The sequence below is a fragment of the Cecembia sp. genome (assembly GCF_007126775.1).
Classification (GTDB): Bacteria; Bacteroidota; Bacteroidia; order Cytophagales; family Cyclobacteriaceae; genus Cecembia.
In genome coordinates this window covers 20,029-39,359 of the sequence record NZ_SLAP01000108.1, presented here as the reverse complement: position 1 = coordinate 39,359, position 19,331 = coordinate 20,029, and the positions used below count along the sequence as shown (strand labels likewise).

General features: G+C 40.0%; 19 protein-coding genes. 13 read left to right on the top strand and 6 right to left on the bottom strand.

Annotated elements, in window-relative coordinates; all coding sequences use genetic code 11:
* Window positions 1-96: 96 nt before the first annotated feature.
* From trpB to QZT73_RS07195, 6 genes are all read right to left on the bottom strand, one after another.
* The gene (gene trpB / locus QZT73_RS07220) at window positions 97-1,275 is read right to left on the bottom strand and encodes a tryptophan synthase subunit beta (RefSeq protein ID WP_291787419.1); all 1,179 of its coding nucleotides are present in this window, start codon (window positions 1,273-1,275) and stop codon (window positions 97-99) included.
* A 47-nt stretch (window positions 1,276-1,322) separates the two neighbouring features.
* On the bottom strand, window positions 1,323-1,937 hold the full coding sequence (locus QZT73_RS07215) for a phosphoribosylanthranilate isomerase (RefSeq protein ID WP_291784758.1): 615 nt from the start codon (window positions 1,935-1,937) through the stop codon (window positions 1,323-1,325).
* A gap of 17 nt (window positions 1,938-1,954) precedes the next feature.
* Complete coding sequence (gene trpC / locus QZT73_RS07210; RefSeq protein ID WP_291787416.1) at window positions 1,955-2,776, bottom strand: indole-3-glycerol phosphate synthase TrpC; 822 nt, start codon at window positions 2,774-2,776, stop codon at window positions 1,955-1,957.
* Between the two features lies 1 nt (window position 2,777).
* A complete protein-coding gene (gene trpD / locus QZT73_RS07205) occupies window positions 2,778-3,791 on the bottom strand; it encodes an anthranilate phosphoribosyltransferase (RefSeq protein ID WP_291787414.1) in 1,014 nt (337 codons plus the stop codon).
* Between the two features lie 111 nt (window positions 3,792-3,902).
* Window positions 3,903-4,469, bottom strand: coding sequence for an aminodeoxychorismate/anthranilate synthase component II (locus QZT73_RS07200; RefSeq protein WP_291787411.1), 567 nt, complete (start codon window positions 4,467-4,469; stop codon window positions 3,903-3,905).
* Window positions 4,470-4,516: 47 nt separating this feature from the next.
* On the bottom strand, window positions 4,517-5,923 hold the full coding sequence (locus QZT73_RS07195; RefSeq protein WP_291787408.1) for an anthranilate synthase component I family protein: 1,407 nt from the start codon (window positions 5,921-5,923) through the stop codon (window positions 4,517-4,519).
* Window positions 5,924-6,276: 353 nt separating this feature from the next.
* Here QZT73_RS07195 and QZT73_RS07190 point away from each other — a divergent pair, with 353 nt between their 5' ends.
* The 13 genes from QZT73_RS07190 to QZT73_RS07130 all read left to right on the top strand — a co-directional run bounded on the left by QZT73_RS07190 (window position 6,277) and on the right by QZT73_RS07130 (window position 19,329).
* On the top strand, window positions 6,277-6,507 hold the full coding sequence (locus tag QZT73_RS07190) for a hypothetical protein (RefSeq protein WP_291782365.1): 231 nt from the start codon (window positions 6,277-6,279) through the stop codon (window positions 6,505-6,507).
* 429 nt (window positions 6,508-6,936) lie between these two features.
* Entirely contained in the window at window positions 6,937-8,064 is a 1,128-nt protein-coding gene (locus tag QZT73_RS07185; RefSeq protein ID WP_291782356.1) for an NAD(P) transhydrogenase subunit alpha, read from the top strand.
* On the top strand, window positions 8,064-8,381 hold the full coding sequence (locus QZT73_RS07180) for an NAD(P) transhydrogenase subunit alpha (protein ID WP_291782358.1): 318 nt from the start codon (window positions 8,064-8,066) through the stop codon (window positions 8,379-8,381). The genes QZT73_RS07185 and QZT73_RS07180 overlap by 1 nt, the downstream gene beginning before the upstream one ends.
* On the top strand, window positions 8,378-9,778 hold the full coding sequence (locus tag QZT73_RS07175; RefSeq protein WP_291782361.1) for an NAD(P)(+) transhydrogenase (Re/Si-specific) subunit beta: 1,401 nt from the start codon (window positions 8,378-8,380) through the stop codon (window positions 9,776-9,778). Before QZT73_RS07180 ends, QZT73_RS07175 begins: the two co-directional genes overlap by 4 nt.
* A gap of 149 nt (window positions 9,779-9,927) precedes the next feature.
* Complete coding sequence (locus QZT73_RS07170; protein WP_291787406.1) at window positions 9,928-11,274, top strand: DUF5723 family protein; 1,347 nt, start codon at window positions 9,928-9,930, stop codon at window positions 11,272-11,274.
* Between the two features lie 60 nt (window positions 11,275-11,334).
* Window positions 11,335-12,138 (top strand): pyrroline-5-carboxylate reductase, encoded by an 804-nt coding sequence (gene proC, locus QZT73_RS07165; RefSeq protein WP_291787421.1) that lies wholly within the window; start codon window positions 11,335-11,337, stop codon window positions 12,136-12,138.
* A gap of 134 nt (window positions 12,139-12,272) precedes the next feature.
* The gene (locus QZT73_RS07160) at window positions 12,273-12,839 is read left to right on the top strand and encodes a DUF177 domain-containing protein (RefSeq protein WP_291787404.1); all 567 of its coding nucleotides are present in this window, start codon (window positions 12,273-12,275) and stop codon (window positions 12,837-12,839) included.
* Window positions 12,840-12,856: 17 nt separating this feature from the next.
* Complete coding sequence (rpmF, locus tag QZT73_RS07155) at window positions 12,857-13,048, top strand: 50S ribosomal protein L32 (protein WP_113922858.1); 192 nt, start codon at window positions 12,857-12,859, stop codon at window positions 13,046-13,048.
* A 247-nt stretch (window positions 13,049-13,295) separates the two neighbouring features.
* A complete protein-coding gene (locus QZT73_RS07150; RefSeq protein WP_291778333.1) occupies window positions 13,296-14,294 on the top strand; it encodes a beta-ketoacyl-ACP synthase III in 999 nt (332 codons plus the stop codon).
* A gap of 25 nt (window positions 14,295-14,319) precedes the next feature.
* On the top strand, window positions 14,320-14,883 hold the full coding sequence (gene efp / locus QZT73_RS07145) for an elongation factor P (RefSeq protein ID WP_291778336.1): 564 nt from the start codon (window positions 14,320-14,322) through the stop codon (window positions 14,881-14,883).
* 101 nt (window positions 14,884-14,984) lie between these two features.
* Window positions 14,985-15,467 (top strand): acetyl-CoA carboxylase biotin carboxyl carrier protein, encoded by a 483-nt coding sequence (gene accB / locus QZT73_RS07140; protein WP_291778340.1) that lies wholly within the window; start codon window positions 14,985-14,987, stop codon window positions 15,465-15,467.
* 26 nt (window positions 15,468-15,493) lie between these two features.
* Window positions 15,494-16,840: an acetyl-CoA carboxylase biotin carboxylase subunit gene (gene accC / locus QZT73_RS07135; protein WP_291778343.1), complete on the top strand. Its 1,347-nt coding sequence runs from the start codon at window positions 15,494-15,496 to the stop codon at window positions 16,838-16,840.
* Window positions 16,841-17,022: 182 nt separating this feature from the next.
* Window positions 17,023-19,329 (top strand): PSD1 and planctomycete cytochrome C domain-containing protein, encoded by a 2,307-nt coding sequence (locus QZT73_RS07130; RefSeq protein ID WP_291778345.1) that lies wholly within the window; start codon window positions 17,023-17,025, stop codon window positions 19,327-19,329.
* Window positions 19,330-19,331: the final 2 nt, after the last annotated feature.

Genomic DNA, 19,331 nt, shown 5'->3' with positions numbered 1-19,331 from the left:
TCCTTAAAGCCGAAGTTACATGGTACTTTGTACTTAGTACTTGGTACACTTATCATGATTCTTGTCTCTTGTTTGTAAGCTCTCGCTTCACACTTCTCAATATCCTCCCCATTTGATATAAGTATCCAAGTCTTTGTCCCCACGGCCTGAAAGATTGATCACAATGATATCATCTTTTTTATATTCGATCATAGTGAGTGCATGGATTGCATGTGCAGTTTCAATAGCAGGGATAATGCCCTCCAACCTACTGAGTTCTATTCCCGCCTTCATGGCATCTTCATCCTCCACTGCAACAAACTCTCCTCTTCCTGTATCAAATAAATGGGCATGAACAGGGCCAATGCCGGGATAATCCAAACCTGCCGAAATGGAATGTGGTTCTACTACTTGTCCATCTTCCGTTTGCATCAAAAGAGTTTTACTTCCATGTAGAATCCCTGGGGTACCCAATGCCGTGGTAGCGGCGGATTTTCCAGAACTTATTCCTAAACCTGCAGCTTCTGCTGCAATCAGTCTTACTTCCGGGGTATTGTAATAATGGAAAAATGCCCCTGCAGCATTGCTCCCACCCCCTACACAAGCAATTACCAAATCAGGGTTTTCAGTACCTTCCTTCTCCTTCAGTTGCCACTTAATTTCTTCAGAAATCACAGATTGGAACCTGGCCACCATTTCTGGATAAGGATGGGGACCTACGACCGAACCTATAATGTAGTGCGTATCCACAGGGTTATTGATCCATTGGCGCATGGCTTCATTGGTCGCGTCTTTCAATGTCTGAGAACCTGATGTGGCCGGCACCACTTTAGCGCCCAAGATTTTCATGCGCTCCACGTTAGGCCTTTGCCTTTGAATATCCAGAGCACCCATATAAACGGTACATTCCATTCCCATCAAGGCACAGACAGTGGCTGTAGCTACTCCATGTTGTCCTGCTCCCGTTTCGGCAATGATCCTTTTCTTCCCCAACTTTTTGGCCATGATGATCTGACCCACCGTATTGTTCACTTTATGCGCACCTGTATGGCATAAATCCTCTCTTTTAAGGTAAATCTTTACTCCATATTTCTCCGATAACCTGGAGGCAAAATAGAGCGGAGTAGGTCTCCCTACAAAATCTTTGAGCAAACTCCTGAATTCTACCTGAAATTCATCTGAAGCCATTATCTGCTCATAATTCTCCTTCAACTCATCAATATTGGGGTGTAACATTTCAGGGATGTAAGCCCCTCCAAATTTCCCATAAAAGCCCTTTTCATCTACTCTAATCATATCGTTTTTGGAATATAGTTGCGCGATATTGTGAAAAACACAACAGGTTATGCAGTTTCATTTATCAATTGCTTTTTAAATTTTCTAATTTCAGGAATATTCTTGAGGCCCGGCTCCAACTCAAATTTTGAATTGATATCCACCCCCAACATTTGGGGAAGCTGTTTTTTTAGATCATTAACTTGCCCAACAAGTTCCATACCTATACCACCACTCAGAAGAAATGATTTGTCAAATGGGTAATCATTCAAAACTTCCCAGTCAAAACGCTGACCACTTCCACCGTGGTTTTCTGTGAAGGTATCAAAAAGAAAATAATCTACCCATGGAAGAAATGGCTCCATAACAGACCAATTAATCTTATTTTTCACTTTGAATACCTTAAACACTTCTAACCCTGTAATGCTTTTTATTTTTTTTGCCAAATCCACTGATTCATCCCCATGAAGCTGAATGCCAGAAAGCCCAAAATGCTTCGTTTTTTCCAGAATTGATGTCAATGGCTCATTGACAAAAACCCCCACCTTATTCAGTGAAACTTTAGCGATTTCAGGGTTTACCTTTTTACCCACAAACCTGGGAGAAGGAGAGTAGAAAATCAGGCCCATCCAATCAGGTCTGACCTGATCTTCGAGCTCCTGAATATTTGGTAAATATTTCATACCGCAGACTTTGAGTTTCATGAGGCGATCGTGGTTCCTTCTTTTTTAAGTATTTTCCTGTAAGCATTCATGAAATTAAGTGCTGCCTGCTGAGGTCTTCCTGATTTCATGAAATTTTCTCCTATCAAAAATCCATCATATCCAGCTTTTTTTAATTCAACAAGCGTGTCTGGCTGAGATATTCCACTTTCGGATATTTTTAAAAATTCAGATGGAATTTTATTCACCAGACCAAAGGAAGTATCTAAAGAAACATCAAAAGTTTTTAGGCTCCTATTATTGACTCCCACCAGGTCCAAATGTTCATTGAGACTCCTTTCCAATTCTTCCCCGTCATGCACTTCCATTAAAACTTCCAACCCAAGACTGTGTGCAAAATAGGCCAGTTCGTTTATCCTTTTGGGTTCGAGTGCTGCCGCAATCAAAAGAATACAGTCTGCTCCTATGGATTTTGCTTCAATTACCTGGTATTCATCGACTATGAAATCTTTTCTTAAAATCGGACAGAAATTAAACTTTCTTGCCAAACTAAGATCTTCATTTTTACCGCCAAAAAAATCATTATCAGTAAGGATGGAAAGCGCCGAAGCACCTGCCTGCATATAACCTATAGTCACAGCTTCTACTGAAGCGCTGACATTGATATTTCCTTTGGAAGGGGATTTTCTTTTGAATTCGGCAATAATACCTGTTTTATCTTCCCTTTGGATATATTTCTTCATAGAGACTGCCTGTGAATTGAAATATACGCTCTTTTCGAGGAGCTTTGTGGGCACTAAACTCTTTTTTTCGGCCACTTCGGCCTTTTTATGTGCAATGATTTTATCCAGTATATTCATATCAACTTGAAATTGAAATTTTGGTTTTTGGATTGACAAGCGCTTTGAAAACGGCCAAAGCCTTACCCGAGTAAAGAGAAGCACTTGCCTTTTCGATTGCCTGGTCAAAACCGAGCTTATTATCAGCTGTGATTAAGGCAGCCGCGGCATTGGCGAGTACGACGGCATTCTGCTCCTTAGAACCTTGCCCTTTGAGGATCTGTTCAAAAATTTTGGCAGATGCTTCCACAGTTGCACCACCTGCGATACTTTCAGGTTCAATTAATGGCATTCCTATTGAATCTGGGCTATAAAGCTTTTCTCCCTCATTAGAAATCATTTTAAAATCCCCTGTGAGAGAAATTTCATCATAGCCATCCAAAGCGTGCAGTATACTGAACCTGCCATCATGTTCTTGATAGAGATACGCGTACAACCGGGCCAATTCAAGACTGAAAACTCCCACCAACTGTTTTTTAGGGAAACTTGGGTTTACCATGGGGCCTAGCATATTGAAAAAAGTTTTGACACCCAGTTCTTTACGTATTGGACCCACATTTTTCATAGCTGGATGAAACAACGGCGCATGCAAAAAACAAATCCCCGCCTCATCCAAACTTTTTCTGATTTTATCAGGATCATTGGTGAACTCATAGCCAAAATGGGCCAAAAGGTTGGATGATCCACAAATTGAAGAAACTCCTGTATTGCCATGTTTGGCAACATTCTGTCCGGCTCCAGCCACTATAAATGATGCCAAGGTTGATATATTAAAAGTATCTTTACCGTCGCCACCTGTACCACAAAGGTCCATGGCATCATATTCTGAAATTTCCACAGGAATGCATAACTCCAACATGGCTTCCCTAAACCCGGATAACTCCTCAACTGTAATACTGCGCATCAAATACACTGTAAGAAAGGCAGCAATCTGACTTTGGTTATAGCCTCCAGTAGCAATGTTTTTTAAGACCTCCCTTGCCTGTTCTTTGGAAAGGGTGCGGTGCTCAATCAAATGATTCAATATCTCTTTCATGGATATTTATGGTTCTATCGGTTACTTTAATATGATCATTTCAGGGATTCATTATTTTCCCAACGCTTTATTATCTAGAAATTTGAATTCAAACTTTTGAAATCCTTCTCTTTAGCTTTCCAGCCAATTTCTCATCATTTCTACACCATGTTCGGTCAATATGGATTCTGGGTGAAACTGAAGTCCCCTTATTGCCAGCTGTTTATGCCTGACTCCCATGATTTGTTGATCCGGTGTCCTGGCAATAATTTCTAATTCTGAGGGCAAAAACTGTTCATCAATAACCCAGGAATGGTACCTGCCCACACGAAAAGTCATAGGCAATCCTTCGAAAAGCAAATCGGCTTTTACCTGGACTTCAGATGCAATACCGTGCACTACTTCTGAAAGATTGATAAGACCAGCTCCAAATGCCTCTCCAATTGCCTGATTCCCCAGACAAATCCCCAATATATCCTTGGACATCCCATAATCCTTTATCAATTGGGGCATTATTCCCGCCTCAGCGGGAATTCCCGGTCCTGGAGACAATAAAATCTTATCGTAATGCTTCACTTCTTCCAGGCTGATTTTATCATTCCTAAAGATTTCCATTTGGTTCCCGTAGCCAAGTTGACGAACGATGTATACCAAATTGTAAGTGAAAGAGTCGTAATTATCAAGTACCAAAATTTTCATTTATCCAAATAAAATTTTTAAACAAATACCTTTTGTCCAACAGGAGTTTAGATGGCTTCCGCCGCTTTTAATGCCACTCTCAAGGCTTCCAATTTATTGGAAACTTCTTGTAACTCTGAAGCAATGGAGGACTTGGCTACCACCCCTGCCCCTGCCTGAAACCTCAGTTCATTGCCTTCAGAAACAAAAGACCTTATCAATATGGCATGATTGAAATCCCCATTGAATCCCAAAAATCCAATGGCTCCTCCATAAAATTTTCTTGGAATGTTTTCAAGCTCATCAATCAACTGCATCGCCCGGTATTTAGGCGCTCCGGACAATGTGCCTGCTGGGAAAGTGTCAGCAACCAGTTGTAGTGGATTGGCATTTTCCGGTAAAGTGCCGGTTACTTTGGACACTAAATGAATCACGTGGGAATAATATTGAATCTCCTTAAAGACCTCCACCTCTACCTTTTCTGAGGTTCTACTCAGATCATTTCTAGCCAAATCCACCAACATAACATGCTCTGAATTTTCTTTGGGATCATCATAAAGCTTCATGGCCAAGGCTGCATCGGCCTTATCATTTCCTGTTCTTTTGAAAGTTCCTGCAATGGGATAAATTGTTGCTTTGTGGTTTTTGACCACAATCTGTGCTTCAGGAGAACTCCCGAAAACCTTATAGGATCCATAATCGAAATAGAAAAGGTAAGGAGATGGGTTAACAGAACGGAGAGATCTGTAAACATTGAATTCATCCCCTTTGAATTTGGTTGTAAACCTCCTTGAAAGTACTATTTGAAATACGTCTCCACGAAAACAATGCTCCTGCCCTTTCTTCAATATATCCAAGAACTCCTCATCAGTATAGTTAGAGTACTCTTCTTCTACCATCCTGAATGAATAATTCGGGATATTCTTACTGTTTAGCAGCGTTTCTATTTGACCAAGCGCTGCTTCTTTTTCATATCCTTCAACCTGATGTTCAAAAAGATACATTTCATTTTTGAAGTGATCCACCACGATCACATGTTGATAAATCGCATAATGAAGCATGGGGACGTTATCTGCTGTGGATTTGGTCAGCTTGATATCCTCAAAGTAGGCCACAGAATCATATTGTACATAACCAAATAAGCCATTACTGATGAATTTATGATTCCCATTATCGTCATTAAACTTATTGGCGAAATCCCTTAAGCAAGAAATCAATTTTCTTTGTCCATCAACTTGATAGCTGATATTTTGTCCATTAGGAAGGGACTCTTTGATCATGCCATTGTTAAATGAAAATGAGGACAATGGATTAAAGCAAATATAGGAATAGCTATTTTCCTGCCCATGATAATCTGAGCTTTCCAAAAGAATGGGATTAGCAAAACGATCTCTGACTTGAAGGTAAATACTGACCGGAGTAATCGTATCAGCCAAAAGCTTTTTAAAAGATGTTGCGATATAAAATTTTTTCATATTGTAGGGATATAAAACAAAAAGGCTTGCGGGAAAAACCAGCAAGCCTTGATTTGGAATATTTTTTAAATATTAGGCAATAGCTATCAGTTCCTCCCGGGATTGAGAAGTCACATGCCACCACCAATATTTTAATTGAATCATTTTCATATTCACTGATGCAAATTTAGGAAGGCATTTTTACCAACAAAACAAATTAATAAATTTTTTGCCAAAAATACAGAAAGGCTAAAGTAACTTCAAAATAACAACCAAAATCACTTTACATCAAATAAAGCAATGCCTACAGTAAAGATTTGAAATTTAAAAATTCAAAAATCCAGGTAACTTTGGAAAATAAGAATTACAAAGCCATGAAAAATTTACCCCAATACTTTAAAAGAGTTTTTGACGATTACATGGTCCTGGTAAAAGTTAATCCTGACGATTTTTCCGGGACTGAATTAATTATTCATCCTGACGGAAAAGTAGAGAAAACAGAAATGGTTTTTGATGAGGAAATCTTTGATGACTTGAAAGTAGATGAATTTAACACTTGTAGTCCATTGGAATTTAACCTACAGCTTGCCAAAACCAATGATTGATTTTGCATTCCTCTATTCTTTACACAACAATTCCATATTAAAAACCAAAATACAACCTTCCTTTGGAGACCATCAAGGGAGGAATGAAGGTGTTTGTGAAATTTATCAGGTCTTTTGCTTTCCACCTCAATTATGAGTTAGTACCCAATAAACATTCAGGCCATTGGAAACTTTCTGATTACTTGAAGAATTTAGTGAAATTCCAGCAAGAAAATAAAAAGTTTCTTCGTAATTGATTACGCATTTAATTGTAATTTGGCGAAATATAGATTTATCATCCATCCCAAATAACTTTTGGGGAAAATCATAAAATTTTCAAAAAGAAAGGATTAGACTGATAAAAATCACTTTCATTTTAGAAGATTTTTAATACATTGAGTGCTTAAAAAATATTTTAAACCTTTTTACCCTTAATGACTTATTAAATCTATGATAATTGGGATATTGAAAGAACCGGCGGAAGAATCGAGGGTAGCATTGTTACCTGAAGCAGTAAAAACCCTGATTTCCTGGAAGGTCCATGTTTGGGTAGAATCAGGGGCGGGAAAAAAAGCATTTGCTGCCGACGGCCTTTATCAGGATGCTGGGGCTGAAATACATTCCAGGAAAAAGTTACTGGAGGATGCGGATCTCCTATTGGGTATTCAGGCTTTGGAAATGTCAGAAATAGACACCATGAAACCCGAGTCTGTATTAATGGGGCAGTTCAATGCACTATACAACCCAAAACTTACCAATCATTTAATAGAGAAAAATCGAACTGCTTTTAGTATGGAACTGGTCCCCCGGACTACGAGGGCACAGGCGATGGATGTTTTGTCTTCTATGGCTACAGTAACAGGCTATAAAGCTGTTTTGATGGCTGCAGATTTATTGCCCAGGTTTTTCCCTATGTTTATGACGGCCGCGGGAAGCATCACCCCTTCCAGAGTTTTGATTTTGGGCGCTGGAGTAGCTGGTCTACAGGCTATTGCTACTGCCAAAAGGCTGGGAGCGACTGTTTTTGCTTTTGACGTAAGGCAAGCGGCCAAAGAAGAAGTATTGTCTCTTGGAGCAAAATTTGTTGATGTAGAAGGAGCCAAAGAGGATAAAGGTGCAGGAGGATATGCCGTTGAGCAAACAGAAGAATACCTGCAAAAGCAAAAAGACACCATTCATGAACACGCGCTCAAAGCCGATGTGATCATAACCACGGCGCAAATCCCTGGAAGAAGGGCTCCATTGCTGGTAGAAGAGCGGACGGTCAGGGCAATGAAACCAGGCGCTGTTATCATTGATTTGGCTGCCTCTTCCGGTGGTAATTGTGCCCTTTCTGAACCCGAAAAAACTGTTGAAATCAACGGTGTGCGTATAGTTGGGGTGGGAAATATTGCAGCTCAAATGCCACAGGATGCCAGTAAAATGTATGGTAAAAATTACCTCAACTTTCTAAAGCTTATCATCAAAGAGGGTCAGCTTAACCTCAATTTCGAAGATGACATTGTAACAGGGACTTGTGTATGCCATAAAGGTAAACCAGTGAGTCCTAGAATTATTCAAATCCAACCCAATTCATAATGGAAGAAATATTAAACTATTTAGGCGAAAATATGGAAATGATCTATTTCCTTGTTTTGGCCATATTGCTTGGCGTGGAAGTTATCTCAAATGTACCAGCTATCCTCCATACACCCCTTATGTCCGGTGCCAATGCGATACATGGTGTAGTTGTGGTTGGTGCGATCATTGTTATGCTTCAAGCGGCTCCTGATAATTATCTTGCCCTATCGGTTGGTTTTTTGGCTGTTATCGTTGGTACACTCAATGTTATTGGTGGTTTTGTGGTCACTGACAGAATGTTAGAAATGTTTAAGAAAAAGCCAAAAAAATCATGAGCATCAACCTATTGGAAATAAGTTACCTGATCGCTTCCTTAACGTTTATCGTGGGTTTAAAAATGCTGAGTCATCCTGATTCTGCTAGGAAAGGTAATCTGATCGCTGCAGCGGGAATGCTCATTGCCATAGTGGCCACACTCACCATTTTTCAAGATTTTGATGAAGACAAAATATTGAATTATGGTCTTATCTTTAGTGGTTTGATTGTGGGAACGGTAATTGGGACCGTTATGGCAAAGAAAGTACAAATGACAGCCATGCCCCAAATGGTATCCTTCTTCAACGGAATGGGAGGTGCCTGTGCGGCCTTGATTGCCATTATTGAATACCAACACCACCAACACAGTACAGTGACCGGTTTTGATGGAGAGTTACTGGTAATGCTTTTGGGATTGTTGATTGGCTCTGTATCGTTTTCGGGATCAATGATTGCTTACGGAAAACTGGAAGGGAAAATCAAGGATAGAGTACTTCCCATGAATCAAGCCATCAATATGATCATGCTTGGAGCAATTGTAGTCTTGATCATTTATCAGCTATTTGCTGAAAGTACACCTTTTCAGTTCTATGTCTTACTGGGGCTTGCCCTTGTCTATGGTGTCTTGTTTGTGATGCCAATCGGAGGGGCTGATATGCCTGTTGTGATCTCCTTATTGAATTCTTTTACGGGAATGGCGGCTGCTTTTGGTGGTTTCCTTTATGATAATAAAGCCATGCTTACAGGTGGTATTCTTGTGGGATCGGCAGGAACTATCCTGACAATTTTGATGTGTAATGCCATGAACCGTTCCCTTACCAATGTGCTTTTGGGGGCTTTTGGTGCTGGAGCCTCTGGGCCTGCCAAAGGACAATCCGGAGACCAGACAGCGAGGGAGATTTCTATTTCTGATACCGCGGTGTTACTATCCTATTCTCAGAATGTAGTCATCGTGCCCGGTTATGGACTGGCTGTGGCCCAGGCCCAACATACCTGCCATGAACTGGAAAAACTTTTGGAAGAAAAGGGAGTGGAAGTCAATTATGCCATTCACCCTGTAGCGGGAAGGATGCCGGGACATATGAATGTACTGTTGGCAGAAGCAGACGTGCCTTACGAAAGGATGCAGGAAATGGAAGAAATCAATCCCAGATTGGCGAATGCAGATGTAGTGGTAGTTATTGGAGCAAACGACGTAGTGAATCCAGCTGCTAAAAACGACCCCTCCTCTCCTATTTATGGCATGCCCATACTTGAAGTGGATCAGGCAAAAAATGTCATTATTCTAAAAAGAGGAATGAGTGCAGGGTATGCAGGGATAGAAAATGAACTGTTTTTCTATCCTAAAACCAGGATGCTTTTTGGAGATGCAAAAGATACCCTACAAAAATTGACAATGGAGGTTAAGGAGGTATAAGTACAGCCAGCTAATTTCTGGTGATTTATAACAAAAACAACCCATAATCAACCTTAATCAGGACAAAAAAAAAGAAAAGGCCCCTTAAAGGCTTTTTCTTTTTATTTTTACCAAATAACCCCGCTTTTCAATCTTTAAAGAAATAAACCATGAAGCAGAAAATTTTTACCCTCCTATTATTTTTATTGGCTTCTAATTTTTTAAATGCTCAAAATTCTTTTTTAGGCATTCAAAATAGCCAAAGAAAAAGCATGCATAGCGTGGGAATGAATCCCGCTGAAATCAATAACCTGAACCGGAAAATTGAAGTGAATTTATTTTCTCTTCAGGGCAGTTTGGGCAATAATATCCTGTCCTTTCAAGATGTATTACAGGATCCTGATAATATGCTCGAAACCGTTTTTCAAAATGCCAACAAGCCTGTAAATGTCAGGACCAATGTAGAAGTTCTTGGTCCATCTCTTGGTATTAAATTGAATCGTTGGGCCTTTGGTATTAGTAGTCAATCTTTTGCCAGCTTAAATGTAATAGACCTTGATCCCAAACTTGGTGAATCCATAAGTTCTAACCGTATGGGAACGGTGAGGAATGAGTTTTCCATTAACAGTCCTTTGAATCAAAGGATCAATATCAATGGCTGGACAGAGCTCGGGGTTACCGCAGGGTTGGAACTGATTGAATTAAATACCCATAGCCTTTCTGTTGGAGCCACATTTAAATTATTATTCCCTTATCTCTATACCAACGTTGGGTTGGACAAGATCAATGGAACACTGATTCAGGAAAATGATGAAGTTTATCTTACCAATATCAACGGAAGTGCCAACTTAAGTTATTCCAATGATTTTTTGGAAGATGATGCCTTTGGGTTCACCAGAAATGCTTTCAATTTCCAAAATTTGGAAGGTTTTGGCGTAGATTTGGGTGCCACTTACAGTTGGAAAGATGATTTGGGGACCAAGGTCAATGCGGGTCTATCCCTGCGAAATTTAGGCAGTATGACATTTGGAAGAAACCAGGTAAACCGTACCTACCAAGTCAATATTCCGGCAAATGAGATTTTCAGGTTGGATAATCTGGAAGGCAATCTGAACGAAATAGAACAGCAATTGGTAGAAAGTGGTTATTTTTCAAACAGAAGTCAATTGGAAGGAATACAAACAAGTTTACCTGCTTTACTTGCAGCGTATGGAGAATTAAAGATAAGCCGTATTTTTTATCTGAGTGTCTATGCACAGCAACGATTCAACAGCGTCAATAATAACGATCAATTACCCGCACAAAACCTATTTGCAGTGACCCCGAGGTTAATTTTGGGCAATTTTGAAGTATATTCTCCATGGGTGCGCTATGAGGTCGCTGGACTGACCGGAGGTATTGGATTTCGCTTTGGAGGCTTTTTTATCGGTAGTCATTCAGTCCTCACCGGCCTGATTGCTGATACAAATCAAGCTGATATCCATATAGGGCTAAGCTTGGGTTTTGGGAAAAATTAAATTAATCAGAGCAATTATTTACCTTTACCGCACTTATCAAACCAAAAGCTGCACATGGGCATGTTAAAGGATACTAAAATCGCAATAATTGGATGTGGCAATTTAGGCACTTCAATTGTAAGCGGATTATTGGCTTTACCGGATTTTGACGCAAAAAACCTGCACATTACTAAAAGAAATCCAAGTAGCCTTTTATATCTACAGGACAGAGGAGTAAGGGTCCACTCCGACAATGTAATAGCAGCGAAAGAGTCTGAACTTATAATTCTTGGTATCAAGCCATTCAATGTCAGCAATATACTTAAGGAAATAAACCCAGTATTGGATGCCAAGAATCAAATAGTGATTTCCTTGGCAACAGGTATCACTTTAGATGAGATTTTTGAAGATTTAGACCCAAAAATGACTGCTTTTAGGGCCATGCCCAATATTGCCGCTGACATTCAGGAATCGGTTACTTGCATCACTGCACGCAATAACAATTTGGAGGCTGAAGAGAAAGTAAAAGCACTATTCAATAGCATCGGTTTTTCAATAACTATTGAAGAAAGTTTAATGGAAGCCGCTACAGTACTGGGAGCCTGTGGAATAGCTTACGTACTTCGATTTATACGTGCCATGATACAAGGTGGTATTCAAATAGGGTTTGATGCAAAAACTGCCAGTCAGATTGTAAACCAAACAGTAAAAGGGGCTGCCGAACTTATGATCAAAAAAAATATGCATCCTGAAGAGGCCATAGATAAAGTTACCACTCCAAAGGGTTGTACAATTGTGGGGTTGAATGAAATGGAACATCATGGTTTCTCTGCTGCCATGGTCCGTGGGGTTTTGGCTTCCTATCAAAAGATTGAAAAGATTTAAGAATGGACCTTTAAAAGACGTCTTCTTTGGTGTTTTCCAAATGACAAACCATCTATTCAAAATAATTTCAGGCCAAATTTTATTTTTCCACCACATTTGCCTAAATTTGCGCTCTTGAATTAGAAGGAGGAGTGATGAAATTCTTGAGAGCTTACGATATTGACATCATCAAACTTAAGGATGGAAAACATACATTCAGGTTTGAAGTCAAAGATGAGTTTTTCAGATTTTTCGAAGCTGAAGATTGGATCAACGGGTCCAAAGTAATTGTAAAAGTGGCACTTAATAAATCAGTTTCAGTGATTGAAGCTGACTTCTTATTTGAAGGAACTGTTAAATTAACCTGTGATCGAAGCTTAGAGGAATTTGACTATCCTTTGGATTTTAAAGAGAAGATTATTTATAAGTACGGTCCATTGGAACAAGAAATAACAGAAGATATTTTCATGGTCACAAAGGATACTTCGAGTATCAATGTGGCCCAATTGATTTATGAATTTATTCTCTTGGCCATTCCTGCAAAAAAAATTCATCCCGATTACATGGATGAAATGGATGATGAGGAATTTGAAGACGAAGGTGCTTTGGTCTATTTATCCGAAGAAAATGAACAAGACGAGTTGGAGGCAAAGGATGAAAACCCAGAGGCTCCGATTGACCCTAGATGGGAAATATTAAATAAACTAAAGAAAAAAGATTAATCTAAAATAGGAAAGAAATGGCACATCCTAAACGCAAAATTTCGAAAACCCGAAGAGACAAAAGAAGAACTCACTATAAGTTAACTGCTCCAGGTCTTGCGCAATGCCCTACAACAGGTGAATTTCATTTGCCTCACAGAGCATTTTGGCTTGATGGTAAATTATACTATAAGGGACAGGTTATTATGGAAAAAGAAGTACTTGCTTAATATTATTGGGCAAGCTTGAAAAAACCTTCCGATCAAAATCGGAAGGTTTTTTGTTTTTTTAATAGTATTTAAAAAAGTACAATCTTCACCTAATACCTAAAAATCTTTGGTGAAAAAGCTCTTTTTAGATAATTTTGGCTCTTTGGTTTAAAAAACGAAACACGTTTACAGACAAGGCAGCTATAAAGCATTATAGGTCATATACTTACGGAACAAATGTAAGCTTATTGACAAAAATAAACACTGAATGAAACAAACTAGAGCAGTAATTACCGGGGTTCAAGGCTGGGTTCCAGATTATGTATTGACCAACCGCGAACTGGAAACCATGGTTGACACCAACGATGAATGGATTGTAACAAGGACCGGAATTAAGGAGAGAAGAATCCTCAAGGGTGAAAACCAAGGTACTTCAATCATAGGAATCAACGCTGTGAAAGGTCTCTTAGAAAAAACAAATACAGCAGCGGAAGATATAGATCTCATTATTTGTGCCACTGTTACGCCTGACATGCCCTTTCCGGCAACTGCCAATATTATTGCAGATGGGGTAGGCGCAAAAAACAGTTTTAGTTTTGATATCTCTGCAGCTTGTTCTGGTTTCCTTTATGCTTTGACAATGGGCAGTCAGTTTATAGAAACAGGCATGCACAAAAAAGTAATCGTCGTAGGAGCCGATAAAATGTCTTCTATCATAGATTATAAGGACAGGGCAACCTGCATTATTTTTGGAGATGGCGGAGGAGCTGTTCTTTTAGAATCCACCAAAGAAGAAGTAGGAGTGATGGATTCCCTTCTTCACGCTGATGGGTCTGGCGCTCCTTATCTTCATATGAAAGCTGGTGGAAGCAGAAAGCCAGCATCTTTGGAAACAATTAATGCAAGGGAACATTTTGCTTTCCAGGAAGGCTCTACTGTGTTCAAATTTGCAGTCACCAATATGGCTGAGGTAAGTGCTCAAATTATGCAAAGAAATAATTTAAAGCCGGAAGATATAGCTTGGTTGGTACCACATCAGGCCAACAAACGGATCATTGATGCCACTGCAAACCGAATGGGTGTGGGGCCTGAAAAGGTAATGTTGAATATCGAAAAATATGGGAATACCACGGCAGGTACGCTTCCTCTTTGCCTTTGGGATTATGAATCCCAATTAAAAAAAGGAGATAACTTGATTTTGGCAGCCTTTGGAGGTGGATTTACATGGGGCTCCATTTATCTCAAATGGGGATACGATCCCCGCTAACAGAAAACAATAACTCAAACATAATATGGCATCAACCGCAGATTTCAAAAATGGACTGTGTCTTGTAATGAACAATGACATTTTCTCCATAGTAGAATTCCAGCACGTCAAACCAGGAAAAGGTGCTGCATTTGTAAGGACCAAACTGAAAAGTTTGACTTCTGGAAAGGTCTTGGATAAAACTTTCAATGCAGGCGAAAAAGTAACGACAGCAAGGGTAGAAAAACGTTCCCATCAATTCCTCTATGCAGATGATATGGGTTACCATTTCATGGACACGGAAAACTTTGAACAAATACCTATTGAGGAGAAACTGATCGAACGGGCCAACCTATTGAAAGAGGGCCAGTTGGTGGATATACTTGTCCATGACGAAACAGAGACACCATTGTCCGTGGAACTGCCCCCATTTGTAGAATTAATGATAACCTACACTGAACCTGGCATCAAAGGCGACACTGCCACTAATGCTCTTAAACCAGCTACTTTAGAAACAGGCGCAACGGTAATGGTCCCTTTATTTGTTGAACAGGATACCATGATTAAGGTAGACACCAGAGACGGCTCATACTCCGAAAGGGTAAAATAATTTTAAAATGCCGTAAGATTTAATTAATTTACATAAACTTAGCACGCTGATACCCAAATTAACTATTCATCTAAAGTGGATAGCCCTAAACTACACTACATATGAAAGCAAAAGAAATTCAGGAACTTATAGATTTCATTTCCAATTCAGGTCTTGCAGAAGTCAAGATCGAAACTGATGAATTCAAGTTATCCATAAAAAAACATGCAGAAGCTCCTGCGGTTAGGGTTGAATCATTAGCGACTCCAGTAGCCGCACCTGTAAGCGCTAATCCTGCTCCTGAAGTCCCATCTACACCAGCACCCGCTGCAACAGCACCTGTAAAGGAAGACGTTTCAAAATATGTGGAAATCAAATCACCTATGATCGGTACTTTTTATAGAACACCCAACCCTGATTCAGACCCCTTTGTAGGAGTGGGGGATACGATTTCTGCAGGTCAACCTGTTTGCATTATAGAAGCCATGAAACTGTTTAATGAAATCGAGTCTGAAGTTTCAGGTAAGATTGTGAAAGTCTTGGTTGATAATGCCACTCCCGTAGAGTATGATCAGCCTTTGTTTTTGGTAGATCCTGCCGGATAATTTTTGTTTAACCAACCTAAATAACCGTGTTTAAAAAAATATTGATAGCCAACCGTGGAGAAATTGCACTCCGTGTGATCCGTACCTGTAAAGAAATGGGGATCAAGACGGTTGCCGTTTATTCTACAGCGGATAAAGACAGTTTGCATGTACGCTTTGCTGATGAAGCAGTATGTATAGGTCCGCCACCAAGTCGGGATTCCTATTTGAATATTCCTAGAATCATTGCCGCTGCAGAAATCACCAATGCGGATGCCATCCATCCAGGATATGGCTTTTTATCTGAAAATGCCGAATTCTCAAGAATTTGTGAAGAATACGGGATTAAATTTATCGGTGCCAGTCCCGAGATGATCAATAAAATGGGCGATAAGGCAACTGCAAAAGCAACCATGAAGCTGGCAGGAGTTCCTACCATCCCCGGTTCAGAGGGCCTCTTGGAAAATATGGACCAAGGTATAGCCCTTGCCAATAAAATGGGCTATCCTGTCATTCTGAAAGCAACCGCCGGAGGAGGAGGCAGAGGAATGCGTATCGTCAAAGAAGAGGCAGAATTCAAAAAAGCCTGGAATGATGCCAGACAAGAATCCAGTGCTGCTTTTGGAAATGATGGACTCTACCTGGAAAAATTTGTAGAAGAACCCAGACATATCGAAATACAAATTGTAGGCGACAGTTCAGGAAAGGCCTGTCACCTTTCGGAGAGGGATTGTTCTATTCAAAGAAGACATCAAAAACTTGTGGAAGAAACGCCTTCTCCCTTCATGACGGACGAACTGAGAGAGGCAATGGGGAAAGCCGCTATCAAAGGTGCTGAGGCTATAGGTTATGAAGGTGCGGGCACCATAGAATTTCTAGTGGATAAGAATAGGAATTTTTACTTTATGGAGATGAATACCAGAATTCAAGTGGAGCATCCCATCACGGAAGAAGTAACTGATTTTGACCTGATCAAAGAACAGATCAAAGTAGCAGCAGGCGAAAAGATTACCGGGAAAAATTATTATCCCAAACTTTACGCCATGGAATGCCGGATTAATGCAGAAGATCCTGCCAATGGATTCCGGCCAAGCCCAGGAAAAATCCTCAATCTGCATATGCCTGGAGGAAGAGGTGTCCGGGTAGATAGTCATGTATATGCAGGCTATATGATTCCTCCAAATTATGATTCTATGATTGCCAAACTCATTGTCAGTGGACAATCTAGAGAGGAAGTAATCGTTAGGATGAAGAGGGCTTTAGAGGAATTCGTAATTGATGGCATAAAGACTACCATTCCATTTCATATAGCACTTTTGGAAAATGAAGATTTCAAAGCCGGAAACTTCACCACCAAGTTTCTTGAAACATTTGATTTCAGTGTAATTAAATAAATAATTAAATCCGGTCAAAGATCGGATTTTTTTTGCTCCATTGGTTTCTTAAGGGACAATCTGATTTACTAAAAAATATTGGCCGGAGTAATACATTTTGTTTTTTTATTTTTTTTAATAAGTATTGATCGTTCATTGATTTTTTACGAAATTACAATTTCCAAACATCATCATCGAAGGCCATGAATCAAAGTCTCCTTTTTCTATCCATTATTTTGTTGGTTTTTTCTTCTTGTGATAAAAAGGGGGAAGACCTACGGATAATAGATCAGGGAGAGCAAATCAGTTACAATTACCACATTCGCCCCATTCTTTCAGACAATTGTTTTGCTTGTCATGGTCCAGATGCAAATAAACAGGAGGCTGGACTAAGATTAGATATTGCCGAAAATGCCTATGCTGCATTAAAAGAGTATCCCGATAAGTTTGGGATAGTACCAAATGATCCCTCTAAATCTGAAGTCTTCCACAGGATTACAGCTTCCGACCCCAATGAATTGATGCCCCCACCGGAATCCAATTTGAAACTGAGTGAAAAGGATATTCAATTAATCAAAGATTGGATAAAGCAAGGGGCAAAATATGAACCCCATTGGGCATTTGAACCCCCAAAAAAATCTAAGATCCCAAATTTAAATGAGCCAAAATGGCCGATCAATGAAATCGATCATTTCATTTTAGCCAAAATGCAAAGGGCAGACCTCAGTCCAAATCAAGAAGCAGAAAGAAGTACGTTGTTGAAAAGGATTTCACTGGATATTACAGGATTGCCTCCAAGCATTGATGTACAAAAGGTATTTGAAAATGATAAAAGCCCAGAAGCCTATGAAAAAATGGTGGATTTCTTATTGGAACAAAAAGCTTATGGGGAAAAAATGGCGGTGTTATGGATGGACATTTCCAGATATTCAGATTCATACGGTTACCAAGATGACAACATCAGAACACAGTGGCCCTACAGAGATTGGGTAATCCATGCTTTCAATAGTAACATGCCTTATGACCAGTTCATCACTTGGCAATTGGCCGGAGATATGCTCCCTAATGCCAACAAAGAACAAATTCTAGCAACGGCTTTCAATAGAAATCATAAATACACCGAGGAAGGAGGTGTTATTGATGAAGAATACCGGGTAGAATACGTACTGGACAAAACCAATACTTTTAGCAAAGGAATTCTGGGTCTGACCATGGAATGTGCCCAATGCCATGATCATAAGTATGATCCCATCTCACAGAAAAATTATTTTGAGATGTTTGCTTTTTTCAACAATACTCCTGAAAAAGGTTATGAGGGGGATGTGTCTCAATCCAAACCTGCGAAAACACCGATAATGTGGATTGAAAGGGATGATATTGACCAGTTACTAACTTTTATCAACCACCAAGACTCCTCCAAAATTATGGTATCTGTGATGGAAGAGTTAAATGAGCCAAGACCGACATTTATATTAGACAGGGGATTGTATGACGCGCCTACGGTAGAGGTTAAACCAAATACCCCGGAAGCAGTATTCGGTTTTGATGCCAAATTCCCAAAAAACCGCATGGGTTTGGCACAATGGACAACAGATCCTATGAACCCCTTAACTGCTAGGGTTTTTGTTAACTTGGTATGGCAAGAAATCTTTGGTATGGGAATCGTCAAGTCCACAGGGGATTTTGGTATGCAGGGTGACCTTCCCTCCCACCCTGAATTATTGGATTGGTTGGCCGTGGATTTCATGGAAAATGGTTGGAATATCAAACGGCTTCTCAAACAAATTTTTATGTCAGCTACCTATAAACAGTCAGCCAGGGTAGAAGCCAAAAAATACGAAAAAGACCCAGATAACACCTATCTTTCAAGAGCTCCCAGGCTTCGGCTTCCTGCCGAAAATATCAGGGACCTGGTACTTGCCAGCTCAGGGCTATTGAACCTTGAAATGGGAGGACCGAGTGTGAAGCCTTACCAGCCTGAAGGGCTTTGGGAGGCCGCAACATCCGGGCGAGGGGAATTAAAAACCTACATCCAGGATACAGGGGATAAGTTGTACCGCAGGGGCTTGTATACATTTATAAAATTGACAGCTCCACCACCCATGCCGATCATTTTCGATGGAAGTAACCGGGATTTATGTGAGGTCAACAGGGGCAGAACCAACACCCCTTTACAGGCCTTGGTCATGCTGAATGATCCATTGGTACTGGAAGCATCCAGGTATATGGCCAGCGACTTGCTCGACAAGCATGCCAATCCTCCTTCTGCAATTGAAGAGGCTTTTGTGAAAATCATGGGCAGGAGGCCGAAAACCAAAGAATTACAAATTCTGAAAAATTATTACGAAGAGGAACTCAATCTGTATAAAAACAATATTGATGCTGGTATTTCTCTGATCAAACAGGGGGAGAAGCCAATAAATACAGAAACAATAAGCCCTTCCCTGATAGCACTTAGTCAAGTGATCACGGCTATATACAACTTGGAAGAAGCAATCACCAAGATTTAAAA